We start from the raw sequence: 21890 nt of genomic DNA, 5'->3' as shown, positions 1-21890 counted from the left end.
ACGGGGCCCCGGTGCGGCGAAGGCGGCGCCGCCGCCCCGGCGTTCCGGATTCCGATTGGGCTTTCGGGCCGTCAGCGGGAAGACTGCCTCCGTGACGTCTCGAAAGCCCGATGAACCATTGGCGCGCAACTCCAGACTCCGACTCGTCCGTCCGCGGTCCCTCGCCACCGCGCGAAGGGCCGTGACGAACCGGCGCACCCGCCCGGCGCCCCGGCCCCCCGAGGGAACCCCGCCCCGGGCGGAACTCGCCCGGCAGGCACGGGCGGTCCTGGCCGACGCCGTGCGGATCGCCCGGTGGGCCGCCGTCGAGCGGCAGGCCGAGACGGCACCCCCCGACGGGGAACGGGCCGCCGACGCCCTGGATCTGACCCCCGCACAGGTCAGGACCGGCTGGGACCGGGCCCGGCTCGCCGGACTCGTCGAACTGCACGGCGACACCGCCCGCCCCGGCTGGCGGCTCCAGGCATGGGACCGGGACGACTCCGCCGTGCTGCGCGGCTGGGTCGCCCTCTTCGACGCCTGGTCGCTGGCGCACCCCGCCCCCGAGGACGTGGCGCCCGGCGCCGTCGCCGAGGTCGTCGAGGCCGTCCCCCAGGTCCTCTCCCTGCTCCAGCTCTCCGCCGGACCCGTCGCCGTGGCCGGCCTGCTCGACCTGCTGGGCCAGCGCGTCGACGAACTCCGCGAGGAGCGCTGCGAGGTCCCGGCCCCCGGCGCCGCCGTCGAGCCGACGGCACCCGCCGCCGAGGGTCTGCCCGCCCTGCTCGACTGGGCCCTGGAGGGCCTCGCCGCCGTCGGCGCCCTCACCCTCGGCACGGGCCCGGACGGCCGCCACGCCACCCTCACCCCCCTCGGCAACTGGGCCGTGTGGGTCAAGCTGGAGCAGATCTGCGTCGCCGCCCAGAGCCCGGCCGGCAACATCGAGCAGTCCGCCGAGGACATGCTCCGCGGCTGCGCCCGGCTCAGCCCCGGCCCGGCCCGCGACGAGTACCGGGCCTGGCTCGCCGCCCGCACCCTCTCCAGCGCCGTCGCCGAGCTGCTCGCCGTCGCCCGCGGCGAGGACGCCCTGCTGCGCGGCCTCGCCTTCGAGGCCCTCCGCGTCGTCGGCGCCCCCGCCGAGCCCGAGGTCAGGGCCGCCCTCACGGAACCCTCGCTCCGGCCGTACGCCCTGCTCTGGCTCGCCGAGTACGAGGGCGCCGACCCGGACGACGCCCCCGAGGTGCTCACCCGCGAGGAGGCCACCTGGCTCTGGGTGGACACCGCCGCGGCCGTCGCCGACCACGGCGAGAGCGCCCTGCTCGTGCGCCACCTCGACTCCGCCGTCCAGGGCACCGTCCCCGCCCTGCTCGACGAGGTCCGGGCCGTCGGCCACCCCCGCACCGTCCAGGTCCTGGTCGCCCTCGCCGCCGCCCACCCCGACCCGGCCCTGGCCAAGGCGGTCCGCAGGGCCGCCTTCCAGGTCCACACGGGCGGCGCCTGACGGGGCGGGGTTTCACCGGCGCGGGCCCGGCCCTGCGGACCGCCCCTGCCCGGTCCGCAGGGCCCACCTCCGCGAAACTCATGGGAACGAGTGATCGACTCCCGAATAGAATGCGTCGCCCTGAGCCTCCCTGTGCCGTCCACAGGGGCAGGGCCCACACATTCCTTGGGGGGAATCCGCATGTCACCTCTGCCCATGGGCAGACGGCCGCGGACCAGAAAAGCCGGCAGCCGCGGCCGTACGCCGCTCGCGCTCGTCGCCCTGGTCCTCACCGTCCTCGCCTCCCTGATCGGCGGCGCCGCCACGGCCGCCGCCGTCACCGCACCGGCCACGACCGCCTCGCCCGCGGCACCGCACACCGCGCCCCGGACACCGCAGGCCCCCGCGACGAAGCAGGGCCCCGCGTCCCCGTCCGCCGAGGCGGCCCGCGAGATCGCGGCGCTCACCGCCGCCGCCGAGACCGACACCTGTGCCGGTGCCCTCGCACCCGACACCGTCCATACCTGTGCCGAACTTCCGGCAGGAGCCTCGACGGAGTTCACGCTCGACGCCGGCCGTTCGCCCGACGTCCTCTACGTGCAGCTCATCGCCGCCCGCGGACAGACGCTGGAAGCCACGCTCACCGCCCCCGGCGGCAGCGCTCTCGCCTGCGAACGCCTCGACAGCGGATATGGCGAACTGCGCTGCCCGACCACCGCCGAGGGCGTCCACACCCTGCGCGTCCGTGACGGCTGGGGCTACGGCGGCGGGTTCTCCGTGTCCTGGACCGGGCTGCTCGGCACCCCGGCCTGCACCGCCGTCTCCGCGTCGGGCACCACGCTCGGCGCGCCCGAGGAGTTCACCGGCTCCCTGGCTGCCGGCGCGGCCGGCCACTGCTACGCCCTGCCCCTGGCCGCCGGCGACGTCCTGCGCGCCCACGTCTCCAAGTACTGGGTCCTCGTCTCCGTCCACGACGCCACCGGCGCCGAGGTGTGCACGACCCGCTCCCGCAGCTCCGGCGACCTCGACTGTGCCCTCACGGGCACCGCGCCCTATCGGGTCCTGGTGAACGACGACGCGGGCCGTGCCCACGACTACACGCTCTCCTTCGCCCGGCTCTCCCGCCCGGCCGGCTGCCCCGCCGTCCAGCCCCAGACCTACGGCACGGTGCCGGACGCCTCTTCCACCGCCCGCTGCCGTCTCCTGCACGTCCCGGCCGCCGGACCGTACGTCCACGCCCCGGTCGGCGAGGGCGTCACCGGCCGCCTCTTCAAGGCCGACGGCACGGCCGTGTGCGCAGCCGCCCCCGACAAGCCCTGCGAGCTCGCGATCGGCGACTACACCTGGGCGCGGGACGGAGCGAGCACCGGCACCGGCCCGTACGGCATCCGTTTCCACGCCACCCGCGGCACGGAGGGCTGCACCGCGACCCGCGACGACGGCTTCGCCTCCGGGCCCGCGACCGGTACCTTCACCGGCGCCGGACAGAGCCTGTGCCGCAGCCTGCCCACATCCTCCGGCCGCGGGCTCTACCTCGTCGACCGGGCCACCTCCGACGGCGCTCACCCCGACCTGAAGGTGTTCGACGCCAAGGGCGTGCCCCAGTGCGCCAACGAGTACGCCCCGACGGTCTGCAAGCTGACCGGCATCGCCCCCTTCCACGTCGTCCTCGCCGGCCCCGAAAGCGGCACCTACCGGCTCGTCGTCCAGCGCACCGGCGAGGCCGCGGGCTGCACCCCGTGGGCACAGTCCGCGTTCGGCGCCACCTGGGGCGCCGAGGTGAGGACCGACCCGCAGGGGCAGCGCACCGCGTGCCTGTCCGTCCCCGCCGCCGCGCACTCCACCGCCGAGATGCTCGACTACGCCAACGACAGCAACCAGGCCAACGCCTCGGTGCTCGTCCATGACAGCGCCGGCAACAAGGTCTGCGGCACTGGGGCCACCTCCACCGCGGTGTGCGCCTTCACCAGCGGCACCCCGTACACGGCGCTGCTGTCGGCGCGTGGCTACACGCCCGACACCTACCGCCTGGTCCGGCGGGACGTTTCGGCGACGGCCACGTGCGCGGCCCCCGCGTCGTTGACCGTGGGCGGGGCGTCGACCGGCGACACGTTCACCTCCGCCCTGGACAGCATGTGCCTGCGCGTCACCGCAGCGGCCACCGACAAGATGATGTTCTCCGTGCGGACCCCCGGCGCCGCGTGGAAGACCGGCGCGATGCTGGGCGTCACCGACGCCAAGGGCACGATCCGGTGCCTGAACCCCGGCGCCACCTGCCGGGTCACCGGCTCCACCTCGTACGTCGTCTTCGCCCTGGCCTCCGGCTACAACGGCACCGCGATCCCGGTCCGCCTGGACACCTGGCGGATGGCCACCTCGGCCGGTTGGGCCCCGCAGTGCACGGCCGACACGCTGTCCCCGGCCGGCTTCCCGCTGCGCAGCGGCACCTTCACGGAGACCGGACGGACGGCCTACTGCGCGGTCATCGACATGAAGCCGAACCAGGCGTTCGAGGTGGTCGGCACGGACAGCGCCACCGGCACCGAGACGGCCTGGACGACCCTGCTCGCCGACAGCTCCTTCGACGGCACCACCGACCTCTCGTACCAGTGCAGCGGCACCTACGGACAGTTCCGCTTCCGCTGCCTCACCACCGCGCACGCGTCCGCCGGCCGTTACGTCTTCCTGCTGCGCCCGGGCACCGCGCGCGCCCCGCTGGAGTACTCGCTGCAGGGCGTCTGCGACCAGGGCTGCTCCCCCTGGCCGAAGCCGGCCGAGGTGACCCGGCTGAGCAGCACCAGCGGGCCCGCCGGCACGGCCGGCCAGGTCGTGCTGTACGGCACGGGCCTGACGCTCGGCACCGAGATCTCGCTGCGCAACGACAGTGCGTCCAACGACTCCCCGATGAACCCGACGGTGTCGGTCAACGCCGAGGGAACCGCCCTCACGGTGCTGCTGGGCGCGCGGGACCTGCCTCCGGGCACCTACGACCTGGTCGTCGACGGCTCCACTCAGTTGCGCCAGGCGTACACCGTCACCGCCCCGCCCACGGCCACCCCCGGCCGGTTCGTGCCGGTCGAGCCGACGCGGTTCCTGGACACCCGTTCCGGTCTCGGTGTGCCGAAGGCGCGGGTGGGGGCCGGTGGCACGGTGAAGCTGAAGGTCGCCGGTGTGCAGGGTGTTCCGGCCACCGGTGTGACGGCGGTCGTCATGAACGTCACCGCGGTCGCCCCGACCGGCAGCGGCTTCATCACCGTCTACCCCGACGGCGAGCCCAGGCCGGCGGCGTCCAGCCTCAACTACACCGCGCCGCGCACCCTCTCCAACCTGGTGACGGTGGCCGTCCGCAACGGGTCGGTGAACCTGTACAACAGCTCGGGAGCCGTGGACCTGATCGCGGACGTCGCCGGCTACTACACGACGGCACCGGACCGGGGGTCCGCGATGACGTCCATCGAGCCGACGCGGTTCCTGGACACCCGTTCCGGTCTCGGTGCGCCGAAGGCGCGGGTGGGGGCCGGTGGCACGGTGAAGCTGAAGGTCGCCGGTGTGCACGGTGTTCCGGCCACCGGTGTGACGGCGGTCGTCATGAACGTCACCGCCGTCGCCCCGACCGCCAACGGCTTCGTCACCGTCCACCCCGACGGCCGTCCCCTGCCCGCCGTGTCGAACATCAACTACACGGCCGGCCGGACGCTGCCCAACCTCGTGGTGGTCCCGGTGGTGAACGGCACGGTCGCCCTGCGCAACAGCGCGGGCACGGTCGACCTGCTCGCGGACGTGACCGGCTACTTCTCCGGCGCCGGAGCGCCCTTCACCTCCACCGTGCCGACCCGGCTGCTCGACACCCGGGCCGGCCTCGGCGCGCGGGCCGGCGAGGTCGGACCCGGCGGTGTGGTCAGCATCCAGGTCGGCGGTGTGCACGGGGTCCCCGCGGCGGACGTCAAGGCGGTCGTCCTGAACGTGACCGTCACCGGCCCCACGAGCGACGGATTCCTGCGCGTCCACCCGCACGGGCGACCGCTGCCGGGCGTCTCGAACCTCAACTTCACGAAGGGCGAGACCATCTCCAACCTGGTGGTGGTGCCCGTCGTGGACGGCCGGGTCAGCTTCGTCAATCACTCGGGGGCGACGCAGGTGATCGCCGATCTGAACGGCTACTACGCCGGCTGATCCCGAGCGGAGCCGGACGGGCCGGCCGCGACGACCGGCCCGTCCCTATCCCCCCGTGCCGGGGGTGTACGTCCCGAAGCTCCAGACGTTGCCCTCGGCGTCCCGGGCCATGTAGTCCCGCGAGCCGTAGTCCTGGTCCGTCGGCGGCATCAGGATCTCGACGCCGTGCGCCACGGCCCGGGCATGGTGTTCGTCCACGTCGGTCACGTGGACGAACACCCCGGCCGGGCCGGCGCCGGTCATCAGCTTGTCGAACTCGCTGCCCGTGCCCTTGCTGCCGAGCATCACCGTCCCGTTCCCGTAGGACAGCTCGGCGTGCACCACCAGGCCGTCCTCCCCCTCGTACACGGCGTCCGCGGTGAAGCCGAACGCCTCCGTGAGCTGCCTGATGGCGGCCTTCGCGTCCTCGTACGTCAGCGTCGGACAGATGTCGGGTGCCTCGGCCATCCCGATCACTTCCTCTCGATGCGATCTGGATCCTCGATGTGACCTGGATCTCAGTCTGGCAGCCGCCACCGACAACGCGGGGACTCAGCGGAAGGTGTCGCACCGCGCCATGTCGCCGGTGCGGTATCCCTGCTCGAACCACTGCTGCCGCTGCGCCGCCGATCCGTGCGTCCAGTTCTCCGGGGTCACCCGGCCCTGGAAGCGCTCCTGGATCCGGTCGTCGCCGACCGCCGCCGCCGCGTCCAGGCCGTCCCGGACGTCCTGGTCGGTGAGCCGGGTGAGCAGCGGCCGGCCGGTCCTGTCGTCGGGCGTCGTCGTCGCGTGCCGCGCCCACACGCCCGCGTAGCAGTCGGCCTGGAGCTCGACCCGTACAGCGTTGGAGCCGGCACCGGTCCGGCCGTCCTGGGCCCGGGCCAGCGTCCCCATCAGGTTCTGCACGTGGTGGCCGTACTCGTGCGCCACCACGTACGCCTGCGCGAAGGGCCCGCCGGTCGAGCCGAACTTCGTGCGCAGCTCGTCGAAGAAGCCCAGGTCCAGATAGACCTGCCGGTCGCCCGGGCAGTAGAACGGGCCGACGGCCGAGCTCGCGGTGCCGCAGGCGGTGGGGACCCGCTCGCTGAACATCACCGTCGACGCGGTCGCGTACCGCCCGCCGCGCCGCTGGTACTCGGCCCGCCAGAAGTCCTGCACGCTGTTGACGACGGCCACGATCCGGCAGTCCTCGCGGGTGTTCGCGTCCGAGCCCTTCCGGCAGGTCCGGTCCACCTCGGCCGCCGAGGAGGAGGTGGGGGCCGGCTCCTCGCCGCCGGAGGACAGGCCGAGCTCCTCCGGGCCCACCCCGAAGAGCAGGCCCAGGACCAGGGCGATGACGCCGGCGATCCCGCCACCGACGGTGGCTCTGCCGCCCGGGATACGACTGCCCCGGACGTCCTTGACCTCCGAGGTGTCCAGGTTGGCGTCGTCGTCGAACTGCATGGCCACCGCCCTCCGCGTTTCTGCCGAGTATCGAGGAGTCCGGGGACTTCTACCCGTTGTGCGGGCGTTCGTGGCGAGAGGGGCGCGCACGGCGGATGTGGGGAATGTCGCGAAATGCCCTGCCTGTGATCTGTGGCCTAAAAGCAGTTGCAGGGGGCCGTTAGACTGGCCGCATGGCCATTCTCCCCGTGCATTAGCGGCGTCGAAGCCCCATCCAGCCGTCCTTCCGCCGTTTCCCACCGCCCTGGAGTCTGTCCGTGATCACCGCTTCCGGCATCGAGCTGCGCGCCGGCGCCCGCGTCCTCATCGAGTCCGCGTCCTTCCGTGTCGCCAAGGGCGACCGCATCGGCCTGGTCGGCCGCAACGGAGCGGGCAAGACCACCCTCACCAAGTGCCTCGCGGGCGAGGGCCAGCCGGCCGGCGGCACCATCACCCGCTCCGGCGAGGTCGGCTACCTCCCGCAGGACCCGCGCACCGGCGACCTCGACGTCCTCGCCCGCGACCGCATCCTGTCCGCCCGCGGTCTCGACGTCCTCATCCGCAAGATGCGGCAGAACGAGGAGCGCATCGCCACCGGCAGCGGCGCCACCCGGGAGAAGGCCCTCCGGCAGTACGAGCGCCAGGAGACCGAGTTCCTCACCAAGGGCGGCTACGCGGCCGAGGCGGAGGCGTCCACCATCGCCGCCGCCCTCGGCCTGCCCGACCGGGTCCTCGCCCAGCCGCTGCACACCCTCTCCGGCGGTCAGCGCCGCCGCATCGAGCTCGCCCGGATCCTCTTCTCGGACGCCGACACCCTGCTGCTCGACGAGCCCACCAACCACCTCGACGCCGACTCGATCGTCTGGCTGCGCGACTACCTCAAGTCCTACCGCGGCGGCTTCATCGTCATCTCCCACGACGTCGACCTGGTCGAGACCGTCGTCAACAAGGTCTTCTACCTGGACGCCAACCGCTCCACGATCGACGTCTACAACATGGGCTGGAAGCTCTACCAGCAGCAGCGCGAGGCCGACGAGAAGCGCCGCAAGCGCGAGCGCCAGAACGCCGAGAAGAAGGCCGCCGCCCTCAACTCGCAGGCCGACAAGATGCGCGCCAAGGCGACCAAGACCGTCGCCGCGCAGAACATGGCCAAGCGCGCCGAGCGGCTGCTCTCCGGCCTCGAGGCCGTCCGGGTCTCCGACAAGGTCGCCAAGCTGCGCTTCCCGGACCCCGCACCCTGCGGCAGGACCCCGCTCACGGCGGAGGGCCTGTCCAAGTCCTACGGCTCGCTCGAGATCTTCACCGATGTGAGCCTGGCCATCGACAAGGGCTCCCGCGTCGTCATCCTCGGCCTCAACGGCGCAGGCAAGACCACCCTGCTCCGGCTGCTCGGCGGTGTCGAGCAGCCCGACACCGGCACCGTCACGCCCGGCCACGGCCTCAAGCTCGGCTACTACGCCCAGGAGCACGAGACCCTCGACCCCGAGCGCACGGTCCTGGAGAACATGCGCTCCGCCGCTCCCGACCTCGACCTCGTCGAGGTGCGCAAGGTGCTCGGCTCCTTCCTGTTCTCCGGCGACGACGTCGACAAGCCGGCCGGCGTCCTCTCCGGCGGCGAGAAGACCCGGCTCGCGCTCGCCACCCTGGTCGTGTCCTCCGCGAACGTGCTGCTCCTCGACGAGCCGACCAACAACCTGGACCCGGCCAGCCGCGAGGAGATCCTCGGCGCGCTGCGCACGTACAAGGGCGCGGTCGTGCTCGTCACCCACGACGAGGGCGCCGTCGAGGCGCTCGACCCGGAGCGGATCATCCTGCTCCCGGACGGCGTCGAGGACCTGTGGGGCGCGGACTACGCGGACCTGGTGGCCCTGGCCTGACCCCGCGGCACCGGATGGATCATGCGGGGCTGGATCATTCGGCTCATGGGTGATCCTTCATCTGAGTGAGTGCTTCTCATACCCCCCGGCGCGGCCGCTGCGGAATCCTTCCGTCAGGGCCGCGCCGCTTCCGTTTCCGCAGCGCGGCCCTGACCTGGGGATTCCCGGCGGGGCGGGAGGCGGGGAGGGCTCCGCGCGGCGCGGAACGATCAATTCCGCTCGTGGCCGTCGCCGCCGCTCGCGCCAAGCGAATGGCACGGACCTTGTCGAATGGGTGGCCAGGACGTCCGGGAGGGGTGATCATGAGAAGTCCAGAGCGCACTTCCCATGAGGAGGCACGGGTGGCCGAGACTCTGAAGAAGGGCAGCCGGGTGACCGGCGCCGCGCGCGACAAGCTCGCGGCAGACCTGAAGAAGAAGTACGACTCCGGTGCGAGCATCCGGGCGCTGGCCGAGGAAACCGGTCGCTCCTACGGATTCGTCCACCGGATGCTCAGCGAGTCCGGAGTCACGCTGCGCGGACGCGGCGGAGCGACACGGGGCAAGAAGGCGGCCTCGGCCTGACATCGGGGCGGCTCGATCGGGCCACCGGGTCTCTCGGTGGCCACCCGGTCGGCCGTGAGGCCGACCGGGTGGTTACTGTGCAGTCACTTAGCATCGGATGCAGTGCTGCACCGGAACCGGAGGCGCCCCATGACTTCGCTCCACGACTCTGAGCACGAAGAGCGCGCAGAGCTCGTTCTCGACAAGGACGGTGTACGGCTCACCGTCGAGGACGCCGTTGCCACGGTGACCCTGACCAACCCGGCGAAGCGCAACGCCCAGTCTCCCGCTCTGTGGCGGGCGTTGACGGAAGCCGGCCGGTCACTGCCGGGCAGCGTGCGGATCGTGGTCCTGCGCGGTGAGGGCAAGTCCTTCTCCGCCGGCCTCGACCGGCAGGCGTTCACGCCCGAGGGCTTCGACGGCGAGCCGTCCTTCCTCGACATGGCCCGGGGATCCGACGAGGACCTCGACGCGGTCATCGCTGAATACCAGGACGCGTTCACCTGGTGGCGCCGCAGCGACATCGTGTCGATCGCGGCCGTCCAGGGCCACGCCATCGGCGCCGGCTTCCAGCTCGCCCTCGCGTGCGACCTGCGGGTCGTCGCCGACGACGTGCAGTTCGCCATGCGCGAGACCAGCCTCGGCCTCGTACCCGACCTCACCGGCACCCACCCGCTGGTCTCCCTCGTGGGCTACGCCCGCGCGCTCGAGATCTGCGCCACCGGGCGCTTCGTCCACGCCGAGGAGGCCGAGCGGATCGGCCTCGCCAACCTCGCCGTGCCCGCGGCCGAACTCGACGGCGCCGTACGGGACCTCACCGCGGCGCTGCTCGCCGCGCCGCGCTCCGCGGTCATCGAGACCAAGGCCCTGCTCCAGGGCGTCGCCGGCCGCTCGTACGAGGACCAGCGCGTCGCCGAGCGCGCCGCCCAGGCGCGGCGGCTGCGGGACCTGGCGGGGCTGGGCGACTGAGCCCTACCGGTTGATGCCGGGCCGGTTCGTGGGTGGGCCCGTGGGAGACCCTCCGGGGCCCCCACGGGCGGCTCCGTGGCCGGGTGGCTCACCGTAGTTCCGACACCACCACCGTGACCGTCGTCGCTTCCGGTGCCGCGGCCGTCACCGCCGTGCGGAGTGCGCGGGTGACCGTCAGGGGGTGGTGGTCCTTGGTGACCGCGACCTCGACGCGCAGACCCGTGGGCGTACGGACGACGGGCGCGCCGAAGGCGTCCGTCAGGGCGGCCACGCCCGGGACCGCGAGGGCCGCCAGGGCCGCCGGGTCGTCGGGGGTGGGCGGGGAGGTTCGCCCGGGTGGAGGAACGGGCGGCGGGGAATCCGGCGGCGCGTCGAGCAGGTCCGTGATCCGCAGGTTCACCTCCGCCACCGACAGGCCCAGCGTGCCCTCCGCCGCGTCCAGGAGCGCGACCCGCAGCCGGCTCGCGAGCTGGGGGAGCGGGCGGCCCGTCACCGCCGCGAATTCCAGGGAGACGCGGAGATCGCCCGGAGGCAGTCCCCCCGGCGGGACGGGGATCCCCGCGTCCGGGCCGGGCTCCGCGAGGCGGAACCTCGGGCGGGCCGGCACCACCCCCCGTACTCCTTGTGCTGCCGTCAGCAGCAGCTCCTGTACTGCCTGCTCGGCGATCCACGCGCCGTCCGCCGCTTCCCCCAGCGGCAGCAGCCGGTCCGTCGTGCGCCACACCTCAGCCGTCGTCATTGCTCCAGCCTGCCGCATTCCCGGCGCGAAGCCGGGCAAGCGCCCTTAATGTGGGCGAACAAGGCCGAACCTTCACGGAAGGGACGAGTGACGATGGCTGACAGCGTGCACTCCGACCAGCAGAACCCGATGACCAAGCGGGGCGGCGGCGATCCGGCCTCCCGGGGCCGGACCACCATCGCCGACGGCGTCGTCGAGAAGATCGCCGGCCTCGCGGCCCGCGACGTCGTCGGCGTCCACGCCATGGGCAGCGGACTCTCCCGCACCCTCGGCGCCGTCCGCGACCGCGTGCCCGGCGGAAGCAGCGCGAAATCCGGTGCCAGCCGGGGCGTCAAGGCCGAGGTCGGCGAGGTGCAGACCGCGCTCGACCTGGAGATCGTCGTCGACTACGGCGTCTCGATCTCCGATGTGGCGGGCGCCGTCCGGGAGAACGTCATCGCCGCCGTCGAGCGCATGACCGGCCTCGAGGTCGTCGAGGTCAACATCGCGGTCAGCGACGTCAAGCTGCCGGATGAAGAGGAAGAAGAACCGGAGAACCGACTCCAGTAGCGGGTGACGTCACGACGGAAAGGGCTCAGCATGAGCATGGCGATGATCGGCCTGGTGGCCGGCATGGCGCTCGGCTTCGCCGGGTACTTCGGCGGCTTCGGGGCGTTCGTCCTGGTCGCGGCGCTGGGAGCGATCGGCTTCATCGTCGGTCGCTTCGTCGACGGCGATCTGGAACCCGGCGACCTCTTCCGGGGTCGCGAGCGCGGCGAACGGCGGCGGTGACCCGGGGTGGCGGAGCTGGTGAAGGACCGGGTGGGGCCCGCCGCCCGGGGAGCGACCACGATCGCCGACCGGGTCGTCGCGAAGATCGCCGCCCAGGCGGCCCGCGAGGCGCTGGAAGCCGTCCCCGAGGGCGGCTCCGCACCGCACGCCTCGGTCGTCGTCCACCGTGACGTCGCCCGGGTCTCGGTGAGCCTCGAACTGGACTACCCCTCCGACATCGGCCGCCGGTGCGGCGCCGTCCGGGGGCGGGTCCGCCGCCGGGTCGAGGAACTCGCCGGCATCGAGGTCCACGAGGTCGCCGTGCACGTCGAGCGGCTGCACTCGGCCCGCACGGCGCACCACCGGGAACGGGGGCGACTGGCATGAGCGGCGCGACCGAGCCCGAGTCCGTACCCGTGCTCGCGGAGGACGAGCGGGCGGCCCCGCCGAGGGCCGGGCGCCGGTTCTGGGCCGTGCGGCGGATCCCCGCCGCCCTCCTGGCCGCCGTCGTCCTCGGCGGCGCCGGGCTGCTCCTCTACGACATCGCGGCCGTCCGCGCCGAGCGCAGCGCCATGGCCTGGCGCCGCTCCCTCGCCGACGACCTCGCCACCCGGACCCTCGACAACGCCTGGACCCTCGCCTGCGCCGCCCTCGCCGTGCTCCTCGGCCTCTGGCTCCTGGTGCTCGCGCTCACCCCCGGCCTGCGGTCCGTGCTGCCCATGCGCCACGAGCACCCCGACGTCCGCGCCGGCCTCGACCGCGAGGCCGCCGCGCTCGCCCTGCGCGACCGCGCCATGGAGGTCTCCGGCGTCCAGTCCGTACGGGTCCGGATGGGCCGGACCAAGGCGACCGTGCGGGCCGTCTCCCACTTCCGGGAACTGGAGGACGTCCGCCGCGACCTGGAGACCGTCCTCGCCGGCCGCATCGACGAACTCGGCCTCGCCCACCCGCCGGACCTGACGGTACGGGTGGCCCGGCCGGCCAGGAAGGGGTGACGGAATGACCCGCGTGCTCCGGCGCGTCAACCGGATCGTGCTGGCCCTCGCCGGCCTGCTGCTCCTCGCGGGCGGCGGGGCCGCGCTCGCCGCCGGCCTCGACCTGTCCGTACCCTCCTGGTGGCCCTGGTCGGGCCCCCACGACGTGCTGCTCGGCCGCTCCGCGCGGCAGCGCTGGCGCGGCGAGGGCTGGTGGTGGCCGGTGGTCATCGCCGTGCTCGGGCTCCTCGTGCTGCTCGCCCTGTGGTGGCTGATCGCCCAGTTCCGGCGGGCCCGGCTCGCCGAGGTCGTCGTCGACAGCGGCGACGGCGAGGAGGCCGTGCTGCGCGGCCGGGCCCTGGAAGCCGTCCTGGAGGCCGACGCGGCCGCCCAGGACGGCGTGGTCCGGGCCCGGGTCGCGCTCACCGGCCACCGCGCCGCGCCCCGCACCCGCGTCGCCCTGCTCCTGGAGCCCTACGCCTCCCCGGGCGACGCCCTGACCGGACTGTCCTCCGAGGCCCTCGGCAACGCCCGTAGGTCCACGGGCCTCGCCGCCCTGCCCACCGAGGCCCGGCTGCGGGCGGTCAAGCACCGGGCCCGGCGGGTCACCTGAGCGTCAGAAGCCGCGGCGGGCGCCGCCGTCCACCGGGAGCATCACGCCGGTGAGGTAGGAGGCGGCGGGCGACAGCAGGAATGCGGCGGCGCGGCCGAACTCGTCGGGGGTCCCGTAGCGGCGCAGCGGGATCGCCGCCTCGTTCGCCGCGCGCGTCGCCTCGGCGTCCCCGGACATCGCGTCGAGCGAGCGCACCCGGTCGGTGTCGATCCGGGCCGGCAGCAGGCCGACCACCCGGATGCCCCGCGGGCCCAGGTCGTTGGCGAGGGACTTGGCGAAGCCGGCGAGGCCCGGCCGCAGGCCGTTGGAGATGGTCAGGCCCGGGATCGGCTCGTGCACGGAGCCGGACAGCACGAAGCCGATGACGCCGCCCTCGGGCAGCGTCTCCGCCGCCGCGCGGGCCAGGCGCACCGCGCCGAGGAAGACGGTGTCGAAGGCCGTCGCCCACTGCTCGTCGGTGTTGTCGGCGCCGAAGCCCGGTGCCGGGCCGCCCACGCTGATGAGGATGCCGTCGAAGCCGCCGAACCGGGACCGCGCCTCGGCGATCAGCCGGGCCGGGGTCTCCGGGTCGGCGTTGTCGGCGGCGAGGCCCGCCGCGTCCGGGCCGAGCGCGGCGGCCGCCTCGGCGACCGTCTTCTCCTCGCGCCCGGTGAGCAGCACCTTCGCGCCCTCCGCGAGCAGCGCCTCGGCCGAGGCCCGGCCGAGCCCCCGCGTCGCGCCGGTCACCACGTACACACGGTCCTTCAACCCGAGATCCATGGGCCGATTCTAGGTCGCCGGCCCACGGGCGGGCCTCGGACACCCGTACGGTGTGCGGCATGAGTGACCTCACCGACCACTGGACCTCGCCGCCGGACCGTACGGTGCACGGCGCCCTCGGCCGCTGCGATCTGACGATCCTCCAGCCACCGTTCACCGTGGGCCCGGACGGCTTCCCGGCCAACGATCCCGTACGGGCGCGGGAGCTGGCGCTCTCCTTCGGCACGGTGGAGGAGGTGCTGGAGGAGCTGGAGTCCCGGGGGGCGATCGAGGCCCCGCCGTATCCGGCCGAGCGGGCCGACCTCGACGTGGTCCTGGCCGGGGCGTGGGGGCACGTCCTCGGCATCAGCGACCTCGCGCTCGCCGACGACGGCAACGACGAGCCGCTGCTGTACGAGGCGCGGAAGCTGCGCGAGCGCTTCCCCGACGCGAGGATCCTCGGCCGGGTGTCGTTCGACCCGGGCGACTCCCACACGGAGGACCTCGTGTGGCTGCCCGACGGCACCCTGTTCCACGCCTCCGGCTGGCCCGGCTCGGATCCCTGGGAGCTGACCGGCGACCCGTACGAGGTCGCCGCCGCGCTCGGGATCACGGAGGCGATGCTCGAGGACGCCGACCTCGACCTGGACGCGGAGGCCGAGGAGGTGGAGTGGGCCGACTTCGTCTCCCTGGCCCTGGGGGACGCCGATCCGTGGGCGCTGCCGCACCCGAGGGTGAGCGCCTTCCGGGTCCGGCACACCGCCTCGTACACGCGGCGCATGGAGGAGCTCTTCCTTCCGGATGTGTGACAACCCGCCCTGATCTTCGCGGAATTGACACGTCGTCATAGGCATGACCCTGCCATCTCTGTCAGTGGCGGGGGCTAGGGTGAAAATCCGGGGCGGCGCTCATGTCACGGGGGCTTCACGCGCCGCCCCTCACCCCCTCACGGCCCCCACCACGAGGGAAGGCTCGACACTTGAACAGGGCGATACGCACACCCCGGCGATGGCGGCTGGTCGCGCGGTTCGCGGCCGCGCTCGGCCTCGCCGGGGCCGTCACCCTCACCGGACTGCCCGGTGTGCCGGTCGAGGACAGCGCCGCCGTCCCCACCACGGCGAGGCTGAAGCCCGGCACGGGCAAGCGCTGCGACACCAAGCATCTGGGCAAGGCGTACGGCACGACGCCGGTCAACTCCGGCTTCCCCACGGCGCCCGGCACCAACTTCGACAAGTGGGGCGGGGACCCGAAGAACTTCACCTACCCGCTGCCCGGCAAGGCGTTCGACGGGCTAAAGGCCCCGACGGCCGCCGAGAAGACCAAGGCGCTCTCCAAGGTCCCCGGGGACCCGAAGAAGAACGTCGAGGCGTGGAAAGAGCAGGCGGCGAAGACCGGTGATCCCGCCGACAAGGCGATGGAGATCTACGCCCGCTACCTGGAGAAGCAGCGCTCGCAGTCCTTCGAGCGCTGGTTCGACAAGACGTACATCCGCAACGAGATCAACCTCAACAAGGGAGCCGCCTTCGAGGCGCGGCTCGTGCGGGACTTCCGACTGATCGGCCCCGACTGGCTGTGCGAGGTCTACGTCGAGATCTTCGACGAGAACGGCAAGAAGATCGCGACGCGCAAGTTCGACGCGTACAACCAGCGCACCAAGGAATTCAACGAGTTCAAGTCGAACAGCACCCTGACCAAGAAGCAGCTCGGCAACGACCGCGTCATCGCCCGGTCGATGCCCGACCACACCTTCCGCTACGCCGGCGCCAAGAACTTCGACGCCAGGCAGCGCAAGCTCATCGACGACTTCAACCGTGACGTCGAGCAGATGCGCCCGGGCAAGAAGAACCAGGTCCGCGGCTTCCAGCGGCAGTACAACGCGATCCCGCAGACCAAGCCCATCCGCGGCTACTCCCGTTACGACACCTGGTTCGCCCCCGGCTGCCAGGGCGGCCCGGCCGGACAGCCCCGGCTCGCCGCCGCGAGCGCCTGCGGCACCCGAGGCCCGCTCAACGACCGGATCAACGGCTCCGGCCGCACCCTGAACGAGGCGAAGCAGATCCAGGCCGAGGCCCGCCGGCTCGACACCCGCGGCACCCTGCCGCGCGGCGGCCCGGGCGGCGTGGACTTCACCACCCTCGAACTGCGCTACGTCGGCGGCCTCGCCAAGGGCCAGGGCATGCAGTACTCGATGAAGGCCGACATGATGCCCGACCCGGACGAGAACCCGGGCTTCGGCGGCCAGGCGTCGATGCAGCTCGCCTCCGACGCGCTGTTCACCTGGCTGGCGCTCACCCCCGACAAGTTCTGGGTCAACCTGAACCCGGACGAGCCCCACCGCGTCATGGACGCCAAGTTCGCCTCCACCGACGCCGGCCGCGTGCTGCTCGAGGCCGACCTGCGGATGAAGCACGACTTCTACAAGGCCATGGACCCCAAGACCGACCTCGGCAAGCGGTACTGGGCGGCGCTGCCCAAGCAGAACGGCTACCCGTGCATGCCGGGCCTGCGGAACTGGATCGAGCCCAAGCCCGCCCAGGTCCGCGAGCAGGACGGCGGCATCTACATCCTGGACGCCCCGCTGGCGCTGAAGTCCACCGCGCAGAAGACCGTCACCCAGGGACCGGGCGAGCCGATCTGCGACCCCGGCCCGGAGGAGATCAAGGCCGCGCAGAAGGTCGTCGACTCGATGATCGTGCCCGAGGTCGAGAAGATGATCAACAGCGCCCCGCAGTACGCCGACCTGCGCCGCGTCTACACCTCCCGGGTCGCCGCCGAGTGGATCCGGCAGCAGGACGCGAAGAAGGAGAGCGACTTCCGGCCGATCATCGACAGCGGCGACGTGAGCAAGTGGCCGCTGCGCGCCCCGAACGAGAAGTGGGACAAGGACGAGCTCTTCCAGCGCTACCGCAAGATCTACACCGAGGGCGAGTTCACCTACGACATCGCCACCGACCACGGCGTGACGGTGTACATCGTCGGCGGCGTCGACTTCTCCCGGCAGCCCAAGAAGAACATCAGCAAGGTCCGCTTCGACACCGAGAACCGCACGCTCGACACCACCACGCGGACCTCGATGCAGGCGGACGACACCTCCTACCGGGACACCGACATCCTCTACATCGGCGGTGACTCCTCCGGCGACACCGGCGGCGGCACCCCGACGCCGACGCCGACCCCCACGCCGACGCCGACGACGCCGAAGCCGACCGGGGAGCCGACCCCGACGGACCGGCCGTCGCAGAGCCAGACGCCGGCGCCCAGCGAGAGCCCCCGGCGACCGGGCGGCGACCTCGCCGACACCGGTTCCGACACACCCGTCGGCACCCTCGCCGCCGCGGCGGCCGCGGTGATCGCCGCCGGCGCGGGCCTGGTGTGGTGGATGCGCCGACGCAGCTCGACCACCGGCTGATCCGCCACCCCGGCTGATCCGCCATGCCGGCCCGGCCGGGGACGGTCGGACGGCCGCGGGGCCCCGCTCTCAGCTTCCGAGGGCGGGGCCCTGCTCTTCATCCGCCGCGTCTTCGTCCGCCGCGGCCGCCAGCGCCAGGGCGGTGCCCACCAGACCGATGTGGCTGAATGCCTGCGGGAAGTTCCCCAACTGCCGGCCCGTCACCGGGTCGTACTCCTCCGCGAGCAGCCCCAGGTCGCTGCACAGCCCCACGAGCCGCTCGAACAGCTCGCGCGCCTCCTTCGCCCGGCCGGTCAGCAGCAGCGCGTCCGCCAGCCAGAACGAGCACACCAGGAAGGTGCCCTCCTCGCCCGGCAGGCCGTCGACCGAGGGCCCCGCCGTCGAGTAGCGGCGCACATAGCCGCCCTGCATCAGCTCCCTCCGTACGGCGTCGACCGTGCCGACCACCCGCGGATCCTCCGGCGGCAGGAACCCGATCCGGGGGATCAGCAGCGTCGCCGCGTCGAGCTCCATCGAGCCGTACGCCTGCGTGAAGGTGTTGCGCACCGGGTCGTAGCCCTTCTCGCACACCTCCGCGTGGATCTCGTCCCGCATCGCCCGCCAGCGCGACGGGTCCCCGGGCAGCGAGGGGTCCTCCTCCAGGGTGCGCACCGCCCGGTCGGCCGCCGCCCAGGCCATCACCTTGGAGTGCACGAAGTGGCGCCGGGGCCCGCGCACCTCCCACAGCCCCTCGTCGGGCTCGCGCCAGGTCGACTCCAGGAAGCCCAGCAGGCTGAGCTGCAGGTTCCAGGCGTGCCGCTCCGGCGGGATCCCGGCCTCCCGCGCACGGTACAGCGAGTCCATCACCTCGCCGTACACGTCGAGCTGGAGCTGCTCCACGGCCGCGTTCCCGATCCGCACCGGCGCCGAGTCGGCGTAGCCGCGCAGCCACGGCAGGGTCGTCTCGGGCAGCCGGCGCTCCCCGGCCGGCCCGTACATGATCTGGAGATCGGCCGGGTCGCCGGCCACCGCGCGCAGCAGCCAGTCGCGCCAGGCGGCCGCCTCCTCGACGTATCCGGCGGACAGCAGCGCGCCGAGGGTGAGGGAGGAGTCGCGCAGCCAGCAGGCGCGGTAGTCCCAGTTGCGGACCCCGCCGAGCTCCTCGGGCAGGGAGGTGGTGGGCGCGGCGACGATGCCGCCGGTGGGGGCGTAGATGAGGGCCTTGAGGGTGATCAGGGAGCGTACGACCGCGTCCCGGTAGGGCCCTTGGTAGGTACAGCGGGCCGCCCACTCGCGCCAGTCGGCGAGCGAGTGCTCCAGGGACTCGAAGGGGTCGACGAGGACGGGGCGCGGCTCGTGGGAGGGGTGCCAGGTGAGGACGAAGGCGACCTGTTCGCCGGCGGAGACGGTGAACGACGACCAGGTGCCGAACTGCTGGCCCCAGGTCTTCACCGGCGGCTCGCTGCGCAGCCACACGGAGTCGGGCCCGGCGACGGCCACCCGGTGGCCGTCGGCGCGTCGCACCCACGGCACGATCGAGCCGTAGTCGAAGCGCAGCCGCAGCACCGCGTTCATCTCCACGGTCCCGCTGACGCCCTCCACGATCCGCACGACGTCGGGGGCCTTGTCGCGCTGCGGCATGAAGTCGACGACCTTGACCGTGCCCGTACGGGTCTCCCAGAAGGTCTCCAGGACCAGGGTGTCCTCGGCGTAGCGGCGGCTCGTGCAGTTGGTCGCGCCCTTGGGGGCGATCCGCCAGTGGCCGTTGTCCTCGTCGCCGAGGAGGGCGGCGAAGCAGGCTGCGGAGTCGAAGCGGGGCAGACACAGCCAGTCGATCGAACCGTCACGGCCGACGAGTGCGGCGGTCTGGAGATCGCCGATGAGGGCGTAGTCGTCGATACGTTGCGTCACGCTTTGGGCTGTTCCCGCAAGTGGGGACGGTCAATCAGTACGGCGGGCCGGGGTGACGCACCCCTCAGGCGGAGGCGGTGGCCGGCTCGGGCGTCCCGTCCGCCTCTTCGGCCTCACGGGCCGCCGCCTCCCGGTCGCGCTTCTCGCGCCGGACGAGGACCACCCAGCCGACCGGGACGCCGGCGGCGAACAGCCACCACTGGACGGCGTACGCCATGTGCGCGCCGATCGAGTCGTGGTCGGGGTCCGGGATCAGCTCGGGCGTGCCGCCGGCCGGCTCGGGCGCGGTCTGCTGGATGTAGCCGCCGAGGACGGTGCGGCCGATCAGCTCGGCCTGCTGGGCGCTGCTGATCAGCATGACCTGACGGTCCGGCAGGCCCTTGAGGTCCTTGATGCCGCTGGCGCCGGTGGTCTCGTCGGCCATGAGGCGCCCGGTGACGGTGACCTCGCCCCGGGGCGCGGGCGGCACCTCCGGGTAGGCGCGCTGGTCGCCGGCCGCCGGGACCCAGCCGCGGTTGACCAGGACGACCTTGCCGTCCTTCAGGACGAGCGGGGTGAGCACATGGGCGCCGACCCGTTCGTCGGCCGACACCCGGCGGCGTACGACGACCTCGTGGGCGGTATCGAAGGTGCCGGTGGCGGTGACGTGCCGCCAGTAGTCGGCGCGCGGGACGGTGTGCCCGGGGGAGGTGAGCGTCTCGACCGGTACGGGCTTCGCCGCCAGGTTGTCCGCGATCAGGGCGTTCTGGGCGACCCGGCGCTCGTGCCGGTGGAACTGCCAGAAACCCAGCTCGATCATCACGGGGATGAGGACGAGGGCGAGGAGGGTGAGGATCACCCACTGCCGGGACAACAGGAAGCGGTACACGCTGTCGACGGTACAACGTGAGGAGGGGCCCCCTTGCGGCGGGTGCCGAAGGGGGCGAGCCCCGCGGGGGCGGGGAGCAGCGACGCCGCATGTACGGTCGAGGGGTGTACCGCGGACCATCCCCGCGTGGGCGGGGAAGTGCCACCGGGCGCGGCACCCGGCTCAACGACGGCACGGTGGCACGGTCACACCTTGTCGACGATGCCCACCTTCCCCTCCGCGCGGGCGCAGTGCCCGCCGCAGTACCAGCGGCCCTCCACCTCGACGCCCTGTCCGATGATCTGGACCCGGCAGTGCTCGCAGATGGGCGCCATGCGGTGGATGGCGCAGGCGAAGCAGTCGAAGACGTGCACCGCGCCCTGCGCGTGCACCTCGAAGGACATGCCGTAATCGTTTCCGCAGACCTCACAACGTGCCATGCGCCACAGGGTGCGGCCACGCGCGGGCGAAGGGCGGGCGGCGCGCCCGTCCGTCACCCGTCTGCCGGGGTCACGTCCCGCAGAAGCTGGGTGAAGGCGGCCTCGTCGACGATCGGCGTGCCGTACGCCTTCGCCTTGACCGTCTTGGAGGTGGCCGCGTCCGGGTCGTTGGTGACGAGCAGACTGGTGAGCCGCGACACACTGCTCGCCACGTGCAGCCCGGCCTCGACCGTGCGGTCCTCCAGCAGCTCGCGGTCGACGGAGGTGTCGCCGGAGAACGCCACCCGCATGCCCTGCTTGAGCGGTTTGTCCGACTCGTAACGTCCCGGGTTCGGATACGGGCAGGCCGGCCGCTTGCGCGAGGGTCGCCAACTGTTCGCCCGGTACGCGGCCTGGTGGCCGATCCGGGGCCGCTCCGGCGACGCCGCCCACTCCGTCAGCGGCCGGCACTCGAGCAGCGGCAGCCGCACGTTCCGCTCGGCGGCCGCGTGCAGGCTCGGGCGGAACGCCTCGGCCAGCACCCGCGCGTCGTCCAGCGCGTTGTGCGCGCGCTGCTGCACCACGCCGAAGTGCGCGGCCAGCGACTCCAGCTTGTGGTTGGGCAGCGGCAGCGCCAGCTCCTTGGACAGCGCGATGGTGCACAGCCGCTGCCGCACCGGCGCGGCGCTCTTGGCGCGCGCGTACTCACGGGCGATCATCTGCCAGTCGAACATCGCGTTGTGCGCGACCAGCACCCGCCCGTCGAGCCGCGCCGCGAACGCGTCGGCGATCTCCGGGAACAGCGGCGCGCCCTCCAGCACGTCACTGGTGAGCCCGTGGATCCACACCGGCCCCGGATCCCGCTCGGGGTTCACCAGCGTGTACCAGTGGTCCTCCACGTTCCCCTGCGCGTCGAGCCGGTAGACGGCAGCCGACACTATCCGGTCGTCGCGGGCGAGGCCGGTGGTCTCCACGTCGACGACCGCGTACCCCTGCGGGTAGGCGGCCGGCCACGTCGCTGCTGTCGTACGGTCGTCGAGCATGGTCACTGAGAATACGGGCCCGCACTGACAGGACCGCTCCCGGTGCCCGC

20 protein-coding genes are annotated in these 21890 nt (G+C 72.9%); 12 read left to right on the top strand and 8 right to left on the bottom strand.

What is annotated here, in order from left to right; all coding sequences use genetic code 11:
• Positions 1 to 181: 181 nt before the first annotated feature.
• Positions 182 to 1477 (top strand): hypothetical protein, encoded by a 1296-nt coding sequence (locus ABZ135_RS04260; RefSeq protein ID WP_356691595.1) that lies wholly within the window; start codon positions 182 to 184, stop codon positions 1475 to 1477.
• Positions 1478 to 1657: 180 nt separating this feature from the next.
• Positions 1658 to 5629, top strand: a complete 3972-nt coding sequence (locus tag ABZ135_RS04255) for a hypothetical protein (protein ID WP_356691593.1) — start codon at positions 1658 to 1660, stop codon at positions 5627 to 5629.
• Positions 5630 to 5674: 45 nt separating this feature from the next.
• On the opposite strand, the gene ABZ135_RS04250 is transcribed toward ABZ135_RS04255, so the two are convergent.
• Both ABZ135_RS04250 and ABZ135_RS04245 read right to left on the bottom strand, forming a co-directional pair.
• Positions 5675 to 6076: a VOC family protein gene (locus ABZ135_RS04250; protein WP_356691591.1), complete on the bottom strand. Its 402-nt coding sequence runs from the start codon at positions 6074 to 6076 to the stop codon at positions 5675 to 5677.
• A gap of 84 nt (positions 6077 to 6160) precedes the next feature.
• Positions 6161 to 7051 carry a neutral zinc metallopeptidase gene (locus tag ABZ135_RS04245; protein ID WP_356691589.1) on the bottom strand — a complete coding sequence of 297 codons (891 nt, stop codon included), beginning with the start codon at positions 7049 to 7051 and terminating at the stop codon, positions 6161 to 6163.
• Between the two features lie 257 nt (positions 7052 to 7308).
• Between ABZ135_RS04245 and ABZ135_RS04240 the strand changes: the two genes are divergently transcribed.
• The 3 genes from ABZ135_RS04240 (at position 7309) to ABZ135_RS04230 (ending at position 10418) form a co-directional block, all read left to right on the top strand.
• The gene (locus ABZ135_RS04240) at positions 7309 to 8907 is read left to right on the top strand and encodes an ABC-F family ATP-binding cassette domain-containing protein (RefSeq protein WP_356691587.1); all 1599 of its coding nucleotides are present in this window, start codon (positions 7309 to 7311) and stop codon (positions 8905 to 8907) included.
• A gap of 341 nt (positions 8908 to 9248) precedes the next feature.
• Positions 9249 to 9470, top strand: a complete 222-nt coding sequence (locus ABZ135_RS04235; protein ID WP_006123601.1) for a helix-turn-helix domain-containing protein — start codon at positions 9249 to 9251, stop codon at positions 9468 to 9470.
• A 129-nt stretch (positions 9471 to 9599) separates the two neighbouring features.
• The gene (locus ABZ135_RS04230) at positions 9600 to 10418 is read left to right on the top strand and encodes an enoyl-CoA hydratase/isomerase family protein (protein WP_356691585.1); all 819 of its coding nucleotides are present in this window, start codon (positions 9600 to 9602) and stop codon (positions 10416 to 10418) included.
• Between the two features lie 88 nt (positions 10419 to 10506).
• Here the strand turns inward: ABZ135_RS04230 and ABZ135_RS04225 are convergent, their stop codons facing one another.
• Entirely contained in the window at positions 10507 to 11157 is a 651-nt protein-coding gene (locus ABZ135_RS04225; protein WP_356691583.1) for a hypothetical protein, read from the bottom strand.
• Positions 11158 to 11250: 93 nt separating this feature from the next.
• Here ABZ135_RS04225 and ABZ135_RS04220 point away from each other — a divergent pair, with 93 nt between their 5' ends.
• Genes ABZ135_RS04220 through amaP form a run of 5 tightly spaced genes read left to right on the top strand, consistent with a single transcriptional unit; the run spans position 11251 to position 13494 of the window.
• Entirely contained in the window at positions 11251 to 11706 is a 456-nt protein-coding gene (locus ABZ135_RS04220; protein ID WP_356691581.1) for an Asp23/Gls24 family envelope stress response protein, read from the top strand.
• Positions 11707 to 11736: 30 nt separating this feature from the next.
• Positions 11737 to 11928, top strand: a complete 192-nt coding sequence (locus ABZ135_RS04215) for a hypothetical protein (RefSeq protein ID WP_356691579.1) — start codon at positions 11737 to 11739, stop codon at positions 11926 to 11928.
• A gap of 15 nt (positions 11929 to 11943) precedes the next feature.
• A complete protein-coding gene (locus ABZ135_RS04210; RefSeq protein ID WP_356691901.1) occupies positions 11944 to 12294 on the top strand; it encodes a hypothetical protein in 351 nt (116 codons plus the stop codon).
• Positions 12291 to 12902 (top strand): DUF6286 domain-containing protein, encoded by a 612-nt coding sequence (locus tag ABZ135_RS04205; protein WP_356691577.1) that lies wholly within the window; start codon positions 12291 to 12293, stop codon positions 12900 to 12902. The genes ABZ135_RS04210 and ABZ135_RS04205 overlap by 4 nt, the downstream gene beginning before the upstream one ends.
• 4 nt (positions 12903 to 12906) lie before the next feature.
• Complete coding sequence (amaP, locus tag ABZ135_RS04200; protein ID WP_356691575.1) at positions 12907 to 13494, top strand: alkaline shock response membrane anchor protein AmaP; 588 nt, start codon at positions 12907 to 12909, stop codon at positions 13492 to 13494.
• 3 nt (positions 13495 to 13497) lie between these two features.
• Here the strand turns inward: amaP and ABZ135_RS04195 are convergent, their stop codons facing one another.
• Positions 13498 to 14253, bottom strand: coding sequence for an SDR family oxidoreductase (locus ABZ135_RS04195; RefSeq protein ID WP_356691573.1), 756 nt, complete (start codon positions 14251 to 14253; stop codon positions 13498 to 13500).
• 59 nt (positions 14254 to 14312) lie between these two features.
• Here ABZ135_RS04195 and ABZ135_RS04190 point away from each other — a divergent pair, with 59 nt between their 5' ends.
• Both ABZ135_RS04190 and ABZ135_RS04185 read left to right on the top strand, forming a co-directional pair.
• A complete protein-coding gene (locus tag ABZ135_RS04190; protein WP_356691571.1) occupies positions 14313 to 15041 on the top strand; it encodes a DUF6333 family protein in 729 nt (242 codons plus the stop codon).
• A gap of 170 nt (positions 15042 to 15211) precedes the next feature.
• Positions 15212 to 17641, top strand: coding sequence for a hypothetical protein (locus ABZ135_RS04185; protein WP_356691569.1), 2430 nt, complete (start codon positions 15212 to 15214; stop codon positions 17639 to 17641).
• Between the two features lie 69 nt (positions 17642 to 17710).
• Here the strand turns inward: ABZ135_RS04185 and ABZ135_RS04180 are convergent, their stop codons facing one another.
• The 4 genes from ABZ135_RS04180 to ABZ135_RS04165 all read right to left on the bottom strand — a co-directional run bounded on the left by ABZ135_RS04180 (position 17711) and on the right by ABZ135_RS04165 (position 21846).
• Entirely contained in the window at positions 17711 to 19531 is a 1821-nt protein-coding gene (locus tag ABZ135_RS04180) for a glycoside hydrolase family 15 protein (protein WP_356691567.1), read from the bottom strand.
• Between the two features lie 64 nt (positions 19532 to 19595).
• The gene (locus ABZ135_RS04175; RefSeq protein WP_356691565.1) at positions 19596 to 20399 is read right to left on the bottom strand and encodes an SURF1 family protein; all 804 of its coding nucleotides are present in this window, start codon (positions 20397 to 20399) and stop codon (positions 19596 to 19598) included.
• 185 nt (positions 20400 to 20584) lie between these two features.
• Positions 20585 to 20818 (bottom strand): hypothetical protein, encoded by a 234-nt coding sequence (locus ABZ135_RS04170; protein ID WP_356691563.1) that lies wholly within the window; start codon positions 20816 to 20818, stop codon positions 20585 to 20587.
• Positions 20819 to 20871: 53 nt separating this feature from the next.
• A complete protein-coding gene (locus tag ABZ135_RS04165) occupies positions 20872 to 21846 on the bottom strand; it encodes a DEDDh family exonuclease (protein ID WP_356691561.1) in 975 nt (324 codons plus the stop codon).
• Positions 21847 to 21890 lie beyond the last annotated feature (44 nt).

It is taken from the genome of Streptomyces sp. NPDC006339, from assembly GCF_040612775.1.
Taxonomy (GTDB): Bacteria; Actinomycetota; Actinomycetes; order Streptomycetales; family Streptomycetaceae; genus Streptomyces.
The sequence above is the reverse complement of the archived record's forward strand: the minus strand, read 5'-3'. Positions and strand labels throughout refer to the sequence as shown.